Source organism: Streptomyces sp. Ru62 (assembly GCF_002920615.1).
Taxonomy (GTDB): Bacteria; Actinomycetota; Actinomycetes; order Streptomycetales; family Streptomycetaceae; genus Streptomyces.
Window position 1 is genome coordinate 182,855 of record NZ_PQSU01000014.1, and the last position, 16,820, is coordinate 199,674.

A 16,820-nucleotide genomic window follows, 5' to 3' on the forward strand; every position below is an offset into this window, starting at 1 on the left:
CTCAGAGCTTGCGCCAGCGCGCGTTGCACCAGGAGAAGACACCGAACGCGGCCAGCCCGAGCGCGACCAGGGCGAGCAGCCACGGCCCGGCCGGCAGGTCCCGGAACGCGCGCAGGGTGTCGTCCATGCCCTTGGCCTTCCCCGGCTGGTGCTGGACGGCCGCGACGAGCGCGAACACACCGGCCGCCGCGAAGACGACGCCACGGGCCGTGCCGCCCGTCACCCCGAGGCCCTCCACGACCGGCCGGACCCGGGCCGACATGGCGCCGGTCCGCAGCTTGTCGCGGAACTTGCGTCGCACGGCCCGCACCGCGATCCACCCTCCGGCGATCACCACGGCGGCCCCCGCTACCCCGAGGAGCCACTGGCCGCCGGGCCAGTCCAGCACCCGTGCGGTGACGTCGTCGGTGTGCCGGTCGGAGGAACCGCTGCCGCTGCCCCGGTCCCCGGCCGCGTACGAGAGCACCGAGTAGGACACGAAGCAGTAGAAGACGGAACGGAACAGGGCCGCCGCGCGCCGGGAGAGCTTGGACCCGTCGGGGCCGTAGCCGCCGAACACCGCCTCCGTCAGCCGCCACAGCGCCATCCCGGCGAGGGCGACGCCCACGATCCACAGCATCGCCGAACCGAACGGCTTTCCGGCCAGCTCACCGAGGGCACCGCCCCGGTCGGCCTGCTGCCCGCCGCCGTCACCGCCGAAGGCGATCTGCACCGCGATGACGCCCACGAGTACGTAGATCAGCCCACGCGCCGCGAAGCCCGCCCGGGCCGCCGCGTCCACGGCCGGGCTGTCCGCCACCCGCCGCGCCCGGGACCGTCCCAGCGGTGTCCATGTCCGTGCATCCATACACCGCCGGATGCCCCCGGGTACGGGTCCGACACCTGTCCGCAGCCAGGGTCACCGGGACCAGGACGGGCAGGACGGGGACGGAGGGTTCCGCTCAGCGCGCCGCCGCGTCCGCTGCCACGCCCCGCGACGGGCCTCCGCCGACCAGCAGTACCGCGCAGGCCCCGGCCGTCAGCAGTCCACCGGCGAGGAAGGCCCCCCGCACACCGGCGAACGGCAGGACCAGACCTCCGAGCGCCGCGCCCGCCGCGATACCGGCGTTGTAGGCACCCGAGTTCGCCGCCAGGGCGAGGTCGGTGCGGCCCGGCGCCCAGTGCAGCATCGCGTTCTGGGCGGTCATGAACACCGGTCCGAGCGCACCGCCCATCAGCACCAGGCACACCACCGTCATGACCTGACGGCCGCCCGCCACGTACAGACCGAGCATGCCGAGCGCCTGGGTGGCCACGGCCGTGGGCAATGCGGCGTGCGGGAACCGGTCCAGCACCGCCGCGGTGGCGCTCACCCCGGCCAGAGACGCGGTACCGAAGGCCGCGAGCAGCACGCTGACGGTGCCGGGGGCGAAGGCGCCCACGCCGCTGAGGAACGCCACCAGGTAGGTGTATCCCGCGAACGCCCCCGTGGCGGAGAGGAATCCCGCCGTCAGTACGGTCCCGAACCGGCGGACGTCGGGGCTGCTGCCGTAGGCGGCGGGCTCGTCGTCCGGACGCGAGGTCGGCAGCAGCACGGCGACCGTCACCAGGCAGACCAGGCCCGGAACGGCCAGGGAGGCGACCGGCACCGGCCAGCCGCGCTGCCGGCCCAGCCAGGTCCCCGCCGGGACACCGAGCACCAGGGCGAGCGAACCGGCGACGGACAGCGCCCCGACCACACGCCCGCGCACCCCGGGGGCGAACAGGCCCACCGCGACCGGTCCCATCACCGCCCAGAACAGCGCCTGGGCGAGTGCGGTCAGCAGCCGTGCCCCGAGGAGCAGCCCGTACGAGCCGGCCCCGGCCCCGACCAGACTGGACACGACCAGCGCGGCCAGCAGCCCCGTGAGCACATGGCGCCGGGGCACCGCCCGCAGGGCGTGGGCGAGCGGCACGGAGGCGACGGCCACCGTCACGCCGTAGCCGGTGACCAGCAGCCCGACCGCCGACAGCGACACCCCGAGGCTGTCGGACATGAGGTCCAGGAGGCCGATGGGCAGGCTCTCCGCGGTGTTGAAGGCGAACGCGGCCAGCATGAGGGCCGCGAGCACCGCCGGGCCGCGCCATGCGGCCGGTCGTGCCGAGACCCCGCGGTCCCGTCCCGGACCGGCCCGCCGCGCTGGTTCCGTGACACCGCCCATGCGATCAGCTCACCGGCCGCACCGGTGCCACCGCAACCGAATTCCCGGCTCGCTGCCATGGCCGCAGCGTCCTGTGTCGGGCACATGTGCCAAGTCCGCGCGAACGCCCCTTGGCCACCCTTGCGTTGAGATGGCGTGGGGTAGGGTACGAGCTGTTCGGTTTGGTTTTCAGCTCGGGGGAGGGTCCATGGCTCAGCAGGAGCGAGCTGTACGGACCCGGCGTGCTGTTCTGGAAGCGGCCGCCGCCGTCTTCGCGGAACGCGGATACGCGGCCGCCACCATCGCCGAGATCCTGAACCGGGCCGGCGTCACCAAGGGCGCCCTGTACTTCCACTTCGACTCCAAGGCGGCCCTCGCCCGGGGCGTGCTCCAGGAGCAGCTGAGGACCGAGTACCACCTGCCCCGGGAACTGAAGTTGCAGGAGTGGGTGGACGCGGGCATGACCCTCGCCAAGCGGCTGCCGCAGGAGCCCGTACTGCTCGCCGGCGTCCGGCTCTCGGCCGATCTCCAGGGCCGCGACGTCCTCGGCAGCGCATGGCCCGCCTGGGCGCGGATGACCTCGTGCGTCCTGACGGAGGCGAAGGAACGCGGCGAGGTGCTGCCGCACGTGAACCCCGAGGAGACCGCCCAGGTCTTCCTCGGCGCCTGGATCGGCGTGCAGTTCGTCTCCCAGGCCGTGGCCGGCTGGGCCGATCTGGACGACCGTATGTCGGCGCTGTACGGGCACATCCTGCCCGCCGTCGCGGCCCCGGCCGTCCTCGTCCGGCTGGACACCGCCCCGGACCGGGGTGCCCGCGTGATCGCCGAGGTCCAGCAGGCGTCGCAGGCACTCGCCGGCGTCTCCGCCTGACTCCGGCCGTCGCGAACTCCCGCTTTGCGGCCGTCTCCCGGGCGGCGCGGGAGGGACACGTACCGGCGCGTATCAAACCGTCGGGACGGTTTACGACGGACCTCGTCCGCGGCCCCGGTCACGACCCGGCGCCCGGTCACGCCCGGTCGGCCGCGGGCACGAGGCCGGGGGCGAACCTGAACGGCACCGCCTCCATCAGCGGCTTGCGCCTGGTGTTGTGGAAGGCGGCGATCCGCCACGTGCCGTCCTCCCGCACCAGCGTGTACGTCTGCACCTTGCCGAGCCGGCGGGGCCGCCTGCCCTTGTAGGTGTCGCCGCGCCCGCTGACGATCGCCGTGTCCGGGCCGAGGAAGCGGATGCCGACGACCTCGTCCGCGAGCCGGGGGAGCGGCAGGGACGAGGAACACGTGATCTTCCGTCAGTACCTGGACGCCGTGGGCCTCCAGGGCCTGGCCAGCGCCGAGGCCGCGGGTCTGCACACCTCCGAGTGGTACGCGCTCAGCCTGCTCACCCGGGAGGGCGGCCTGACCTCGGGGGAACTCGCCACCCGCACCGGGCTCACCACCGGGGCCACCACCCGGCTGACCGACCGCCTGGAGCGCGCCGGATACGCGCGTCGGACGCCCGACCCCACCGACCGCCGCCGCGTGCACGTCGAACCCGTCCCGGACGCGCTCGACCGCGTGGCGGAGGTCGTGGGCCCGGCCCGCCGCCGTCTCGCCGAGGTCCTGGCCCACTACACACCCGACCAACGCGCCCTGATCTTCGACTACTTCGCCCGCGCGACCCCGGCGTTCCGCGCCGCGACCGAGGAGATCCGGGCGGCGGCCCCGCCCAGGCGGGCCAGGAAGTCCGGCTGACCCGAACGGACCGGCGCCCCGGGCGGCGGGGCGCTCGCGGACGCTCCCCGCTCTCCCGGGCGCTCCGGGCGTGGCATCATCGCCGTCGTCCGTACGACCGCTCCCCACCGGAAGGGCACGGGTTACGATGACGGACTGGGAGTGGGACGAGACCCTCTTCGCCGGCGCCGCCCCCTACTACCAGCGGGGCCGGCTGCCCTACGCCCCCGGGCTGGTCCCACGGCTCGCCGAGGTGCTCGCGGCCGACGGCACCGGTCGCCTCCTCGACGTGGGCTGCGGGCCGGGCACCGTCACCCTCCCCCTGGCCCCCCTGTTCCGCGAGGCCGTCGGCGTGGACCCGGACACCGGGATGATCACCGAGGCCACGCGCCGCGCCGCCGCCGCGGGACTGGCCGCCAGGACCCGCTGGCTGCGGATGCGCGCCGAGCATCTCCCGGCCGGTCTCGGCACGTTCGACGTGGCGGTCTTCGCCCAGTCCTTCCACTGGACCGACCGCGAGCGGGTGGCGCGGACCGTCCACGGCATGCTCCGGCCCGGCGGAGCACTGGTGCACCTGGCCGACCTGAAGACCGAGCGCCGTACGACCGCGGGCCTGCCGCACCCGGCCGTGCCCTACGCCGACGTCACCGGCCTGGTCCAGCGGTACCTCGGCCCCGTCCGCCGCGCCGGCCGCGGCCTGTTGCCGCAGGGCACCCCGGGCGGTGAGGCGGCGGTGCTCTCCGCGGCCGGATTCGACGGTCCCGAGCGGCACGTCGTACCCGGCGGACAGGCGCTGGTGCGCACCACGGACGACGTCGTCGCCTGGACGTTCTCGATGTCCTTCGCCGCCCCGCACCTGTTCGGCCCGGACCGCGCGGCCTTCGAGGCGGACCTGCGCCGTCTGCTCGGCGGTGCCTCCCCGGCGGGCCGGTTCGCCGAACGGGTGCCCAGTACCGAGGTGTTCGTCTGGCGCCGGCCGCGGCGGGCTCCGTCACACACCGGGCGAACCGGGTGACGACGGCTCAGGCCGGCCGTGCTCCGGCGGGACGGGCTCGCCCGCCGTCCTGTCGACGCGTATATCGATGAGAGGATGTATGTCCACGGTCACTAGGATGTGAGGCCAAGACAACCATGCGACCGGCCGTTCGTTGTGGGCCGGTCGGGGTCGCCGATGCCAGGGACCGCTCCCCGGGCTGCGGTGATCTTCCTTCCCAGGAGGACCCTCCGCATGTTCCGACGAATAGGCAACGCCGTCGTCCGTCATCCCATTTGGACGATCGTGGCGTGGCTGATCGCCGCGGTGGCCATCGTCGCCACCGCTCCGAGCCTGCCCTCGAACAGTGACGAGAGCAGCTTTCTGCCCAAGAGTTACGAGTCCATCCAGGCGGCGCAGCTCCAGGAGAAGGCGTTCCCCAGCGCCTTCACGCCGTCAGCGATCGTGCTCTACCAGCGCACCGACGGCGGCAAGCTCACCGCCGCCGACCTGCGCGACGTCACCCGGATCAGCTCCGAGCTGGGTGAGAAGCGCATCGACCAGGTACAGAAGGTCGTCCCCGGCCGGCCGTCCAAGGACGGCAGGTATGACCTGACCCTCGTCCAGATGGACAGCAAGACCGCCGGTCAGCCCGAACAGGCCGACGCGGCCAAGGAGTTGCGTGACGAGGCCAAGAAACTGGCCAAGGGCACGGACCTCGAAGCCAAGCTCGGCGGTTCCGCCGCGCAGGCGCTCGACCAGCAGGACTCGTCCAAGCGGGGCGAGGCGCTGATCGGTCTCGGCACCTTCGGGATCATCCTGATCACCCTGCTGATCATCTTCCGGGCGCCGATCCTCGCCGTACTGCCCCTGGTGCTGATCGGCCTGGTCTCCGCCGTCGCCAACGGACTGATCGCCTATGCCACCAAGCTGTTCGGGCTGGAGGCCAACAGCTCGATCTCGTCCATCCTGATCGTCGTGCTCTTCGGCGTGGGCACGGACTACTTCCTGTTCCTGATATTCCGTTACCGCGAGAGTCTGCGGGCCGGCGACGAGCCCAAGGAGGCCATGGTCAACGCGGTCGGCCGGGTCGGTGAGGCCATCGCCTCGGCGGCCGGAGCGGTCATCATCGCGTTCCTCGCCCTGGTCCTGTCCACGCTGGGCTTCCTCAAGCAGATGGGCCCGGCGCTCGCCATCGCGGTCGGTGCCACGCTGGTCGCGGGTCTGACCCTGATCCCGGCCGTGGTCTCGCTCATCGGGCCGAAGGTCTTCTGGCCCTCCAAGTCCTGGAAGACGGAGCCCGAGAACGCCCGCTTCGCCGCCCTCGGCCGGGGTGTCCAGCGCCGTCCGGCGCTGACCGCCGTCGTCTCCGGTCTCGTCCTGCTCGTGCTGTCGCTCGGCACCCTCGGCTACAAGGCCACCTTCGACCTGGCGTCGGGCTCCATGCCCAAGACCAAGGAGTCCATGGTCGTCCAGGACGAGATGCAGAAGGCGTACTCGGCGGGCGCCGCGGCACCGACCGACGTCTACCTGTCCAGCACCGACGGCAAGCCGCTCGACACGTCCGCATTCGACGCGTACGCCAGGAAGCTTGGCGCCGTGGACGGCGTCGCGAGCGCCCGCATGACCCAGCTGAACAAGGCGGGAACCACCGCGGACTTCACCGTCACGCTCAAGTACGAGGCGTCGACGGACAAGGCGATCGACGCGGTGGGCCGGGTCCGTGACGTCGCGCACGACGAAGCGCCCGAGGGCACCAAGGCGCTCGTCGGCGGCATGTCCTCGATCTACAAGGACATCAACGCGGCGGTCAACCACGACTACCGGACGGTCTTCCCCGTCGCCGCCGCCCTGATCATGGTCATCCTGGGGCTGCTGCTGCGCAGTGTGGTCGCGCCCTGGTACCTCATCGCCTCCGTGGGCCTCGGCTTCGGCGCCACCCTCGGTGCCACCGTGTGGATCTTCCAGGACGCGCAGGGGCACTCGGGCCTGATGTTCATGCTGCCGGTGATCATGTATCTCTTCGTGGTCGCGATCGGCACCGACTACAACATCCTCATGATCGCCCGGTTGCGTGAGGAGGCCCGTGAGGGCCGGGAGCCGCGCGAGGCCGCCGGCAGGGCGCTCCGGCACGCCGGGCCGACCGTGGCCGCGGCGGGCTTCATCCTGGCGGCGACCTTCGCCACGATGATGCTGGCCGGCAACTCGCTGCTCTCGGAGATGGGCTTCGCGGTCTCCTTCGGCATCGCGGTGGCCGCGTTCGTCATGGCGATGTTCTTCACCCCCAGCCTCACGGCCCTGATCGGCCACGCGGCCTGGTGGCCGGGCCACGCCGACCGGGCGGAGGTGCCGGCCACCGGCACCGGCGCTACGGCGGTCGGCTCCGGACCGGTCCGCGGTGAGGAGGACCGGGATCCGGCCGGGCGCCGCGGTTGACGGAGGCCGGTGGGACCGCTGAGTTCCGCCGGACGTCGTGACGGGCGGAGGTCGGTGACACCGGCCGGTTCCGCCGGGCGTCGCGACGGGCGGCGGCCGGTCTGATCGATGGGTCCTGCCGGGCCAGGTGGCCCGGCAGGACTTTTTCGTGCCCGGAGCGGGGATCCGCCGGTCCGGTCAGCCGGTGGCGGCGGGGCTGTGGAAGTAGTGGCCCTCGTCCAGATCCGCGAGGAGACCGGGCCGGACCGGTTCCCAGCCCAGCAGTTCGCGGGTCAGGGCGCTCGACGCGACGGCGTCGAAGCCGAGCGGGCCGCTCAGCCAGCCGAAGTGCTCGGCAGCGGCCTCGGGCGCCACGGAGGTCACCGGCACGTCCAGATGACGGCCGATCACTTCCGCGATGTCACGGAGCGCGACACCCTCCTCCGCCGAACCGTGCAGCACCGAGCCGGCCGGCGCCTTCTCGGCCGCCAGCCGGAACAACCGTGCGGCGTCGAGGCGGTGCACGGCCGGCCAGCGGGTGGTGCCGTCGCCGGGGTGGCCGGAGACGCCCCTGGCGCGGGCGACGGTGACGAGGCTCGCGACGAAACCGTTGTCCCCCTCGCCGTGGCACGTGGGGGAGAGCCGCACCACGGACGAGCGGACACCGCGTTCGGCGAGGGCCAGCGCCGCCTCCGCGGTGGTCTGCCGGATCGCGAAGTGCGAGCCGTCGAGCGCGGGCCTGTCCCGTTCGGTCACGAGCCGCCCGGGTGCGAGCCCGAGCAGCCCGGAGGCCAGGACGAAGGGCCGGCCGGTTCCGGCCAGGGCGTCGCCGAAGGCCTCCACGGCACGGCGGTCGGCCTCGGCCGCCTCCTGGAATCCGCCGCTGAAGGCCAGGTCGTGCTTGAAGGCGAGGTGGATCACCCCGTCCGAGGCGGCGGCCGCGTCCCGCAGCACGCCGAGGTCGTCGACGGTGCCGCGGACGACCTCGGCCCCGGCCGCGTCGAGCGCGGCGGCGGAGGCGTCGGAGCGGGCCAGCCCGACGACCTGGTGTCCCGCCTCGATGAGGTCGGGTACGAGGGCGGAGCCGATCCAGCCGGACGCCCCGGTCACGAAGAAACGCATGGGAGAACCCCAGACTCTTGATGTCAGTGACTGTCATGGACCCTAACACCCCATGTCAGTGACTGTCATCGCGTAGGATCTGCGCATGGGCAGATGGGAGCCGAACGCGCGCGAGCGCCTGGCGGAAGCGGCGTTGGAGCTCTACGGCGAACGCGGGTACGAGCAGACCACCGTGGCGGAGATCGCCAAGCGCGCCGGGCTGACCGAGCGCACCTTCTTCCGCCACTACGCCGACAAGCGCGAGGTGCTGTTCGACGGCTCGGGGGAGCTGGAGGAGCTGTTCGTGCGGGCGGTCGCCGGCGCGCCGGCGACCGCCGCGCCGATCGAGGCGCTGACCGCCGGACTGGAGGCGGCGTCGGAGGTCTTCGTCGACCGCCGTGCGTTCGCGCGCGCCCGGCACGCCGTGATCACGGCGAACGCGGAACTCAAGGAGCGCGAGCTGATCAAACTCGCCTCCCTGTCGACCGCGCTCGCCGGCACCCTGCGCGGGCGCGGCGTCCCGGAGCCGGCCGCGAGCCTCGCCGCCGAGGCCGCGGTGGCCGTCTTCAAGGTCGGCTTCGAACGCTGGCTGGCGGCGTCCGAGAACCGCGACCTGGTGCACCTGGTGCGGGAGGCGCTGACCGAGTTCAAGGCGGTGGCCGCCGGCTGAGCGGTGGTGGGGGACGGCCTGCTCCCGCCCGGCGCCCGGCTGCGTGCTGCTGCGCCGAGGGGGACCGGTGCCGTACGACTCAGGGGGTGGCGTCCGCCAGTTCCCGGAGGATCTCCACCGCCCGCTCGGCCTGCTCGTGGGGCACGAAGAGGTGGTCGTGGTGGAAGCCCGCCACGACATTGCAGCTCAGGCCCGCGTCGGCGAGCGCCCGGGCGACCGCGGCGGTCAGCCCGATCGCGTCCAGCGCGGAGTGGACGCGCAGGGTGATCCACCCGGCCACGTAGTCGTACGCCATCCCGGCCGCGTCCGCGTCCGCCTGCGCCAGCACGAGGGTGAGGCCCTCCTGCTCGGCGACCGTGACCACAGGAGAGCAGCCGGAGGGTACGCCGCCCTCGGCCATGGTGAAGACGAAGCGGCCCGGGTTCAGCTCCGGCCGCATGCCGCTTAGCAGGGTGCGCAGATCGGTCTCGCCTGTCACAGGTCCCACCCTACGGGCCGTGCGGACGGCCGGCCGCACGGCCCGGTGACGTGGATCCGGCGGGACCGGGCGCGCGGCGCGTGCTCGTGTGAGCCCTGTACGCGCCCCCGTTCGCGCGACAAGACTGCGCTGTCGGCGGGCAGCGGCCGGGCGCCGCCCGCGCATCGTCCGATCCCGGGGAAGGCAGGTCGGCCGCCGTGCTGTTGCGTCTGCCCACGTCCGTGCCGGAAGCCCGGGCATGCCTGGCCGAGGGGGCCGTGCCGATAGGCGGGGCGACTCTCGTGTGGGCGACCTGGCAACGGGACGGATTCCCCGGACTGGCCATGTCCCTCCGGGAGTTGCCGGAGGCCAACGTCCTGGGCCGGGAGACCGTGGGCGGCGCCGTGATCCTGCACCGGATCGACGAACGGGTGCCGGACGTCCTGCGGCTGGCCGCCGCCGGCATCGGCACCGGCGCGGTACGGCGTACGGCGACGGTCGGCGGCAACATCGTCGGCAGCACGCTGCGCTGCCTGCTGCCCGCCGCGCTCGTCCTGAACGCCCGCGCGACGGTCCTGGAGACCGACGGAGTCCGCGAGGCCGACCTGGCCGAGGTGGTCGCCAAGCGGCCGGTGCTCATCGGCCTGCGCTGGCGCACGCCGGTCGCCTCGGCGTACCGCAAGCTGCCCGGCGAGGCGGGCGGCACGCCACCCCTCGTCGTCGCCTCGGCCCTGCACGCCGGACGGGATGTGCCACACCGCCTGCGGGTCGCCGTACGGGACGGGTACGAGGTGCTCAGCGGCACCGCCCCCGGTGACGCCGGTGCCGACGAGACCCTCGACGCACTGCGCGGCACCGCCCTCGGCGCGCTGCCGGCCGCCGCCTGGGACGTCGTACGCCCCCAGGTGACCGACCTCCTGGCGAGCCGCGGCACGGACTGAGCGGACGGCTGCTCCCCGTGGCCGTCGCGGTCTTCGCGCGGGCGCCCCGGCCGCCGGCCGCGGAGTCATGAGCGTCGGTGGCGTGGCATCGTGGCGGGTATGGCGACGGAACCGGACGTGGCGGTACTGGTCGGGCTGCAGGCCGCAGGCAAGTCCACCTTCTACGCGCTGTGCCTGGCCGACCGGTACGCGCTGGTCAGCAAGGACCTGTTCCCGCGCGGTGCCCGCAACAAGCAGGGCCGGCAGATGCGGCTGGTGGCGGAGCACCTGGCCGCCGGACGGGCGGTGGCCGTGGACAACACCAATCCGTCACCGCAGGAGTGGGGCCCGCTGGTGGAGGCGGCCCACGCCCACGGGGCGACCGCGACGGCCTACTGGTTCCCGCCGGACGTGACGGGCTCCCTGCGGCGCAACGCCGCGCGCGGGGGCCGCGACCGGGTCCCCGACATCGGTGTCCTCGCCACGTCGAAGCGGCTGCGCAGACCGTCGCCGCGGGACGGCTTCGACGCGGTGCGCGAGGTCCGGTTCGACGGGCGGGGCGGCTTCCGGGTACGGGACTGAGCCGACCGACAACACAAGGCCAAGGAGGCCTGCCGTGGACGGATGGTACGTGGACGACCGCTGCGTGAACTGCGACGTGGCCCGGCAGTTCGCACCCGGACTGATCGGCGAGGCCGACGGGAAGTCGCGGATCCTGCGCCCGCCGGCCGACGAGGCGGAGAACCGGCGGTTGCACGCCGCCGTCTTCGCCTGTCCCACCCGCTCGATCCGGCCGGTGACCGGCCGCGCGGACCCGGCGCTGGACCCGTTCCCGATGCACCTGGACGACGGGGTGCTGATCTGCGGGCACAACTCGGCGCGCACCGCGGGCGCCAACGCGTACCTGCTGCCGCGTCCGTCCGGCACCAGCATGATGATCGACACGCCCCGCTGGAGCCGTGAACTGGCCGGACGGTACACGGCGTACGGCCCCGTCACGGACGTGCTGCTCACCCACCGCGACCATGCCGCGCACGGCCGCCGCTACGCCGACCACTTCGGCGCCCGGCTCTGGATCCACGAGGGCGATCTGGACGCCGCGCCGGACGCCGACCAGGTGATCCGCGGACTCGAACCGCTGGAGATCGCCGCGGGCGTCACCGTCCACCCGTTCCCCGGCCACACCCGCGGCAGCGTCCTGTACCTCGCCGACGACCGGTACTGCTTCAGCGGTGACAGCTTCTACTGGTCGCGTACGACCGGTGATCTGGAGGTCGCCGAGAGCGTGACCTGGTGCTCCATCGAGGCCCTGGCCGACTCCCTGGCCAGGACGGCGGGGCGGCTGCGGTTCGAATGGGTCCTGCCGGGCCACGGGGACCGGCGCCGGCTGCCCGCCGGGGAGATGTCCCGGCGGCTGCACGGCCTGACGGAACGCACGCGCGTGCTGCGGCCCCGTCCGATCGACTTCACGGGCGTCCGCTGGTGACGGCACGCCGCGCTGTTCCCTGACAGGCAACACCCGGGGCGCTGTCAGGATCACCGCCCCCGCGCCGGGCTCCTACCTTGTCGGTGCACAGGGTCCGACCGAAGGGGACGGGAATGAAGCGCAAGGCGACGGCACGGGTGCTGCCCGCGTTACTGGTGGCGCTCAGCGTGGTGGGCTCCGGGGCTCCGTCCTCGGCGCAGAACGAGAACCCGCCCGCGGCCCCGCCGACCACGGCGGTCGGACCGCAGTACGACACCACGCACGTCTACGTCACCCCCGGCTCCACGGACGCCTTCGTCGCGAGCTGGGAGGCGACCTTCGGCGGGACCCACACGGCCAAGGTCGTCACGACCGTCACCCCGACGCCCAGCACCACCGAGTCCGAGCTGGTCCTCTCGCCGGTCGGCACCCTGTCCGTGTTCGACTTCAAGACGCCCGTGCCGTACCCGTTCGGCAGCGAACGGACGGGCTGGCTCATGAGTGACTTCGACACGGGCGTCCGCCTGGCCCGCAAGAGCGGGGCCCAGGTCGTCGTCGAGCCCTTCGACGACCCCATCGGCCGCGACGCGGTCGTCCAGTTCCCGGGCGGCATCAACGCCCAGCTGTACTGGCACACCAAGGTTCCGTCGTACGTGCCGCTGGAGACAGTGCCGGACAACCGCGTCCATCTGACGCCGGACTCGGTGGACGCGTTCCTCCGCTCCTACCTGCGTTTCACCGGTGGCCGGATCGTCGCCGACCAGCGGGCGGCGGACGGCGGTGCCCTCGGCCGGCCCGGGGAGACGTACCGCCGCATCGCCCTCCGCTCCCCGTTCGGCAACACGGTCGTCAGCGTCACCGACGGCCACCTTCCCTACCCGTTCGGCCGGGAGACCACCGGCTACGCGGTGCAGGACCTGCCGGCGACGCTGCGCAGGGCCGGGGCATCGGGCGCGAAGGTGCTGTGGGGGCCGTACGCTTCGGGGGGCCGGTCCTCCGCGATGGTGGAGTTCCCCGGTGGCTATGTGGCTGAACTGCATGAAGGAGGGGAGCGCGGGTGACCGACGCGACGATGGGCGATGACGTGTACCAGCCGGACGGGTCGGAGGTGCAGGACGACGCCGGCTTGCTGGACGCGTCCGACACCCTGGACTACCGGAGCGGCGAAGAGGCCCTGGACGAGGGCTACTCACCGCCGGAGCGCCCCTGGGGCGTGGAGCACAGCGGCGTCACGGCGGCGGAGCGGTGGCGGGGGGAGAGCCTGGACGAGCGCCTCGCCGAGGAGGTGCCGGACATCGGCGTCCCGGAGGGCGACGGCCTCGGCGACACCTGGGGCACGGACGGAGAACTCGTCGACGACGAGGTCGGCGACGAGCGCGCCGGACGGCTCGTCGCACCGGACGAGGGCAGCCATGAGATCACCGAGTCCGACCTGTTCGCCTCCGACCGGGGCCTGGACGGCGCCGGGGCCTCGGCCGAGGAGGCCGCGATGCATGTGATCCCCGATGCCGACAGTTACTGACGCCCACCGCGGCCCGACAGGGAGGACCACCGGATGAGCACCGCCGAGCCGGGGCCGGACACCGGCCACCACCACCTGCGGCACCTCAGGGAACGGATGGCCGGGCATCACCGCCGTGCCCGGGCCGAGCAGGAGGAGTCCGCGCTGGAGGAAGCGATCGACGGGGCGGCCTTCGACCTGGCCGCCGACATCGCCCACCCCACCGCCGGTGGGCCGGAGCCCGGCTACGACGTCGACACGGACCTCGGCGTCGACCGGCGGTAGCGGCACCCGCGTCGCGCACCCGGACACCGCCGGCCGGTCTCGCTCCGAGGCCGGCCGGTCTCACTTGAGGGCTGCGCCGGCGATCCCGGCGGCCAGGTGGCGCTGGGCGGCGACGAGCAGCCCTGCCGCCGGGACGGACGCCAGGACCGCGGTGGCCATGACGGCGTTCCACTGGTTCGTGTGGGCGCCGAGGTACTCGTAGATGCCGACGGTGACCGGCCGCACCGACCCCGTGGTGTTCAGGGTGAGCGCGAAGAGGAAGTCGCCCCAGGCGAACAGGAAGGTGAAGAGTCCGGCGGTGATCAGCGCGTTCCGGCTCAGCGGGAGCACCACGGACCACAGGACGCGGAGCCGGCCGGCGCCGTCCACACGGGCGGCGTCGACGATCTCCCCGGGGATGCTCCGCATGAACGCGCGCAGGACGAGGATCGCGAAGGGCACGCCCGTGGTGGAGTCGGCGAGGATCAGCCCGCCGTAGGAGTTCAGGAGGCCCAGGTCGGTGTAAGCGCCGTACAGCGCGTTGGCCACCACGATGCCCGGCACCGTCTGGGTGACCAGGATGCCGAACAGCACGACCGTGGTGCCCCGCAGCCGGAGCCGGGCCAGTGCGTAGGCCGCCGGTACCCCGAGTCCGAGGCTCAGCGCCACACTGCCGAGGGCCACGACGAGGCTGGTGAGCAGGTTGCGCCCCTGATCGCGCAGGGCGGTGGCGTAGCCGCCGAAGTCCGGGTGGAGCGGGAACCAGCCCGCCCGCAGGACGTTGCCCGCCGGTTGCAGGGAGGCGTTGACCATCCAGTACACCGGGAACAGCATCAGCGCGAGCAGGACGATGCCCACGACCGTGGACAGGGGGCCGCGTGCGGGTCCGCGCTTCACCGAGGGCCCCTCAGGTGTTCCGGGCGCGCCGGTCGGCGCGCAGGTGGACGAGGGCGAAGGCCAGCGAGACGAGGACGAGCACATTGCCCATGGCGGCGCCGCGCCCGAACTCGAACTGCTGGAAGGACAGTTCGTAGGACCGGGTGGCCAGGGTCTGCGTCGCGCCGGCCGGTCCGCCGCCCGTCACCACGAGGATGATGTCGAGCACCTTCACCGTGTAGACGACGCCCAGCACCAGCACCACGCCGGCCACCGGCCGCAGCAACGGCCACGTGACATGGCGGAACGACGCCAGCCGGCCGGCGCCGTCGAGCTGCGCCGCCTCGTACAGCTGGGCCGGGATGTCCTGGAGACCGCCGTACAGGATCGCGGTGTTGAAGGGGACGCCCACCCAGATGTTGACCAGGACCACCGACACGAGCGCCTCGGTCGTGCCGGTCAGCCAGGGGATGCCCGAGGACAGCAGGTGGAGGTCGCGCAGCGCCTGATTGACGACCCCGCTGTCCGTGTCGAGCATCCACCTCCACGTCGTCCCGGAGACGACCAGGGGCAGCAGCCACGGCAGCAGCAGGAGCGACCGCAGCAGGCCGCCGAGAGGGAACTTCCGCTGGAAGAACAGGGCGAGGGCCAGCCCGAGCACGAACTGTCCGACGATCGAACCGGCGGTGAACAGGACCGTGGTGAGCAGGGTCCGCCAGAACACGTCCGCCGACAGGACGGTCGTGTAGTTGCGCAGGCCCACGAAGGGCGCGGTACCGGTGTAGAACGTCGCCACCGAGTACTCCTGGAAGCTCATCACGACGTTCTTGACCAGCGGGTAGCCGAAGAACAGCGCCAGGTAGGCCAGGGCGGGCAGCAGGAACAGCCACCGGGAGACCCGCGCCCACAGCCGCGCCCGGGACACCGCCCGCGCGGCCCCGTCAGGAACCGCTGGCGATCCGCTGGGCATGCCCGAGCGCTTCCCGCGGGGTCTGCTCACCCGTCAGCGCGGCCTGCACGGCGGTGTAGATCCCGGTCGCCGCACGCGGCCACTCGACGCCGAGCTTGCCGGTACGGGCCCGGGCCCCCTGCACGCTCTTGACGAAGGCGGCCATCGACGGTTCCTGCTCGGCGTACCGGGACGCCACCGAGGAGCGGGAGGGCACGGTGTGGTACTGCTCGGCCAGGGCGAGCATGTTCTCGGAGTCGTTCAGGCAGGCCAGGACCCGGGCGGCCTTCCGGTGCCGGGCCTCTGAGGAGCTCTGCGGGAGCGTCCACACCTCACCGCCGAGCGGGGTGACAAGGGGCTGGCCCGGCCGGCGGACGGGAAGGGGAGCCACGCCCCAGTGCAAACCCTTCGTCCGGTTCATCGCGGAGATCCGCCAGGGGCCGTTGACCATCATGGCCGTCTTGCCGGCGACGAACTGGTCGTGGACATCGGCCTGGGTCCAGTTCAGCACCGACTTCGACATGGACCCGCTCCTGACCAGGTCCACCCAGAGCTGGAGGGCCTGAGCGGCCTGGGGGGTGTCCAGCCGTGTCTCGTCGCCGCCGTTGGACCACAGGAAGGGCAGGAACTGCCAGGTGCCCTCGAAGGTGGCGTTGGCGTCCACGGCCATGCCGTAGCGGCCCGGCCGGGTGAGCTCGGCCGCGGCCGTCTTCAGCTCGTCCCAGGTCTTCGGTACGGCGACACCGGCCTCGGCGAGCATGTCCTTGTTGTAGAAGAGGGCGACCGTGCTGACCGTGGGCGCGAGCCCGTACACCTTTCCCCGGTACGTGCCCGCCGACCGGATGCCCTCGCTGTAACCGTCGGCGCCGATGCCGTACCGGTCCAGCGGGGTCAGCGCGCCGGTCCGCGCTATCTGCTGCAGGTCGGGGTTGTCGAGCATCAGCAGATCGGGCAGGGTCCGAGAGGAGGCCTGCCGCAGTACCTGCGGGACCAGCGACGCCCCCGGCACGCTCCTGTGCTCGACGGTGACACCGGCGGCCTTGCCGCAGGCGGTGAGCCGCTCGCCCCACTGGGCGTGCTCGGTCGCGTCGGTGTAGTAGTCGAGGGCGGTGAGGGAAGTCACCTCCCCGTCGGCGGATCCGGAGCCGGTTCCGCCGCACCCGGCGGCGGCCAGTACCAGGGCCACGGTTCCGAAGAGGGCGGTGATCCGCCGCACCGACGGTCTGGCCGCTGAGTTCATGGGGTGGTGCCTTCCAAGCGTCGCCGGTACCGGACTGCGCCGGGTTCGGATGAGGGGTCCATACCGGCATGTTCCGGTCCGAGCAGGGATGCTACCGGAAACGAACGATCGGAATATCAG

19 protein-coding genes are annotated in these 16,820 nt (G+C 72.9%); 11 read left to right on the top strand and 8 right to left on the bottom strand.

Features of this window, described 5'->3' with window-relative positions:
- Window position 1 precedes the first annotated feature (1 nt).
- Window positions 2-847: a DUF1206 domain-containing protein gene (locus C3492_RS20780; protein WP_258055784.1), complete on the bottom strand. Its 846-nt coding sequence runs from the start codon at window positions 845-847 to the stop codon at window positions 2-4.
- Between the two features lie 94 nt (window positions 848-941).
- Window positions 942-2,075, bottom strand: a complete 1,134-nt coding sequence (locus C3492_RS20785; protein ID WP_181140475.1) for an MFS transporter — start codon at window positions 2,073-2,075, stop codon at window positions 942-944.
- A 292-nt stretch (window positions 2,076-2,367) separates the two neighbouring features.
- Here C3492_RS20785 and C3492_RS20790 point away from each other — a divergent pair, with 292 nt between their 5' ends.
- Window positions 2,368-3,030 (top strand): ScbR family autoregulator-binding transcription factor, encoded by a 663-nt coding sequence (locus tag C3492_RS20790; RefSeq protein WP_103813242.1) that lies wholly within the window; start codon window positions 2,368-2,370, stop codon window positions 3,028-3,030.
- Between the two features lie 136 nt (window positions 3,031-3,166).
- Here the strand turns inward: C3492_RS20790 and C3492_RS20795 are convergent, their stop codons facing one another.
- A complete protein-coding gene (locus tag C3492_RS20795; protein ID WP_308461154.1) occupies window positions 3,167-3,442 on the bottom strand; it encodes an SgcJ/EcaC family oxidoreductase in 276 nt (91 codons plus the stop codon).
- Between C3492_RS20795 and C3492_RS20800 the strand changes: the two genes are divergently transcribed.
- The 3 genes from C3492_RS20800 to C3492_RS20810 all read left to right on the top strand — a co-directional run bounded on the left by C3492_RS20800 (window position 3,387) and on the right by C3492_RS20810 (window position 7,278).
- Complete coding sequence (locus C3492_RS20800) at window positions 3,387-3,890, top strand: MarR family winged helix-turn-helix transcriptional regulator (RefSeq protein WP_103813243.1); 504 nt, start codon at window positions 3,387-3,389, stop codon at window positions 3,888-3,890. The genes C3492_RS20795 and C3492_RS20800 overlap by 56 nt on opposite strands.
- Before the next feature lie 127 nt (window positions 3,891-4,017).
- On the top strand, window positions 4,018-4,884 hold the full coding sequence (locus C3492_RS20805) for a class I SAM-dependent methyltransferase (RefSeq protein ID WP_103813244.1): 867 nt from the start codon (window positions 4,018-4,020) through the stop codon (window positions 4,882-4,884).
- A gap of 213 nt (window positions 4,885-5,097) precedes the next feature.
- On the top strand, window positions 5,098-7,278 hold the full coding sequence (locus tag C3492_RS20810; protein WP_103813245.1) for an MMPL family transporter: 2,181 nt from the start codon (window positions 5,098-5,100) through the stop codon (window positions 7,276-7,278).
- 177 nt (window positions 7,279-7,455) lie between these two features.
- Here C3492_RS20810 and C3492_RS20815 read toward each other — a convergent pair whose 3' ends face one another.
- Window positions 7,456-8,379, bottom strand: coding sequence for an SDR family oxidoreductase (locus C3492_RS20815; RefSeq protein WP_103813246.1), 924 nt, complete (start codon window positions 8,377-8,379; stop codon window positions 7,456-7,458).
- A gap of 85 nt (window positions 8,380-8,464) precedes the next feature.
- Between C3492_RS20815 and C3492_RS20820 the strand changes: the two genes are divergently transcribed.
- The gene (locus C3492_RS20820) at window positions 8,465-9,028 is read left to right on the top strand and encodes a TetR/AcrR family transcriptional regulator (RefSeq protein ID WP_103813247.1); all 564 of its coding nucleotides are present in this window, start codon (window positions 8,465-8,467) and stop codon (window positions 9,026-9,028) included.
- A 79-nt stretch (window positions 9,029-9,107) separates the two neighbouring features.
- Here C3492_RS20820 and C3492_RS20825 read toward each other — a convergent pair whose 3' ends face one another.
- Window positions 9,108-9,506: an ACT domain-containing protein gene (locus tag C3492_RS20825; protein WP_103813248.1), complete on the bottom strand. Its 399-nt coding sequence runs from the start codon at window positions 9,504-9,506 to the stop codon at window positions 9,108-9,110.
- Window positions 9,507-9,703: 197 nt separating this feature from the next.
- Between C3492_RS20825 and C3492_RS20830 the strand changes: the two genes are divergently transcribed.
- From C3492_RS20830 to C3492_RS20855, 6 genes are all read left to right on the top strand, one after another.
- A complete protein-coding gene (locus C3492_RS20830) occupies window positions 9,704-10,426 on the top strand; it encodes an FAD binding domain-containing protein (protein WP_103813249.1) in 723 nt (240 codons plus the stop codon).
- A gap of 99 nt (window positions 10,427-10,525) precedes the next feature.
- Entirely contained in the window at window positions 10,526-10,987 is a 462-nt protein-coding gene (locus C3492_RS20835) for an AAA family ATPase (RefSeq protein ID WP_103813250.1), read from the top strand.
- Between the two features lie 34 nt (window positions 10,988-11,021).
- The gene (locus tag C3492_RS20840) at window positions 11,022-11,891 is read left to right on the top strand and encodes a 4Fe-4S domain-containing protein (protein ID WP_103813251.1); all 870 of its coding nucleotides are present in this window, start codon (window positions 11,022-11,024) and stop codon (window positions 11,889-11,891) included.
- A gap of 113 nt (window positions 11,892-12,004) precedes the next feature.
- Complete coding sequence (locus tag C3492_RS20845) at window positions 12,005-12,931, top strand: glyoxalase (RefSeq protein WP_103813252.1); 927 nt, start codon at window positions 12,005-12,007, stop codon at window positions 12,929-12,931.
- Window positions 12,932-12,942: 11 nt separating this feature from the next.
- The gene (locus C3492_RS20850; protein ID WP_181140476.1) at window positions 12,943-13,392 is read left to right on the top strand and encodes a DUF5709 domain-containing protein; all 450 of its coding nucleotides are present in this window, start codon (window positions 12,943-12,945) and stop codon (window positions 13,390-13,392) included.
- A 33-nt stretch (window positions 13,393-13,425) separates the two neighbouring features.
- Window positions 13,426-13,656 (top strand): hypothetical protein, encoded by a 231-nt coding sequence (locus tag C3492_RS20855; protein ID WP_103813254.1) that lies wholly within the window; start codon window positions 13,426-13,428, stop codon window positions 13,654-13,656.
- 60 nt (window positions 13,657-13,716) lie between these two features.
- Here the strand turns inward: C3492_RS20855 and C3492_RS20860 are convergent, their stop codons facing one another.
- Genes C3492_RS20860 through C3492_RS20870 form a run of 3 tightly spaced genes read right to left on the bottom strand, consistent with a single transcriptional unit; the run spans window position 13,717 to window position 16,700 of the window.
- On the bottom strand, window positions 13,717-14,532 hold the full coding sequence (locus C3492_RS20860; RefSeq protein ID WP_103813255.1) for a carbohydrate ABC transporter permease: 816 nt from the start codon (window positions 14,530-14,532) through the stop codon (window positions 13,717-13,719).
- Window positions 14,533-14,542: 10 nt separating this feature from the next.
- Window positions 14,543-15,481: a carbohydrate ABC transporter permease gene (locus C3492_RS20865; RefSeq protein WP_258055785.1), complete on the bottom strand. Its 939-nt coding sequence runs from the start codon at window positions 15,479-15,481 to the stop codon at window positions 14,543-14,545.
- Window positions 15,453-16,700, bottom strand: coding sequence for an ABC transporter substrate-binding protein (locus C3492_RS20870; protein ID WP_258055786.1), 1,248 nt, complete (start codon window positions 16,698-16,700; stop codon window positions 15,453-15,455). Before C3492_RS20870 ends, C3492_RS20865 begins: the two co-directional genes overlap by 29 nt.
- Between the last annotated feature and the right edge of the window lie 120 nt (window positions 16,701-16,820).

Coding starts and splice junctions, on each gene's coding strand:
- C3492_RS20785 (WP_181140475.1), bottom strand. CDS start 2,075: ATGCTGGCCGCGTTCGCCTTCAACACCGCGGAGAGCCTGCCCATCGGC.
- C3492_RS20805 (WP_103813244.1), top strand. CDS start 4,018: ATGACGGACTGGGAGTGGGACGAGACCCTCTTCGCCGGCGCCGCCCCC.
- C3492_RS20870 (WP_258055786.1), bottom strand. CDS start 16,700: ATGAACTCAGCGGCCAGACCGTCGGTGCGGCGGATCACCGCCCTCTTC.
- C3492_RS20800 (WP_103813243.1), top strand. CDS start 3,387: ATGCCGACGACCTCGTCCGCGAGCCGGGGGAGCGGCAGGGACGAGGAA.
- C3492_RS20850 (WP_181140476.1), top strand. CDS start 12,943: ATGGGCGATGACGTGTACCAGCCGGACGGGTCGGAGGTGCAGGACGAC.
- C3492_RS20815 (WP_103813246.1), bottom strand. CDS start 8,379: ATGCGTTTCTTCGTGACCGGGGCGTCCGGCTGGATCGGCTCCGCCCTC.
- C3492_RS20865 (WP_258055785.1), bottom strand. CDS start 15,481: ATGCCCAGCGGATCGCCAGCGGTTCCTGACGGGGCCGCGCGGGCGGTG.
- C3492_RS20810 (WP_103813245.1), top strand. CDS start 5,098: ATGTTCCGACGAATAGGCAACGCCGTCGTCCGTCATCCCATTTGGACG.
- C3492_RS20845 (WP_103813252.1), top strand. CDS start 12,005: ATGAAGCGCAAGGCGACGGCACGGGTGCTGCCCGCGTTACTGGTGGCG.
- C3492_RS20820 (WP_103813247.1), top strand. CDS start 8,465: ATGGGCAGATGGGAGCCGAACGCGCGCGAGCGCCTGGCGGAAGCGGCG.
- C3492_RS20835 (WP_103813250.1), top strand. CDS start 10,526: ATGGCGACGGAACCGGACGTGGCGGTACTGGTCGGGCTGCAGGCCGCA.
- C3492_RS20790 (WP_103813242.1), top strand. CDS start 2,368: ATGGCTCAGCAGGAGCGAGCTGTACGGACCCGGCGTGCTGTTCTGGAA.
- C3492_RS20780 (WP_258055784.1), bottom strand. CDS start 847: ATGGATGCACGGACATGGACACCGCTGGGACGGTCCCGGGCGCGGCGG.
- C3492_RS20855 (WP_103813254.1), top strand. CDS start 13,426: ATGAGCACCGCCGAGCCGGGGCCGGACACCGGCCACCACCACCTGCGG.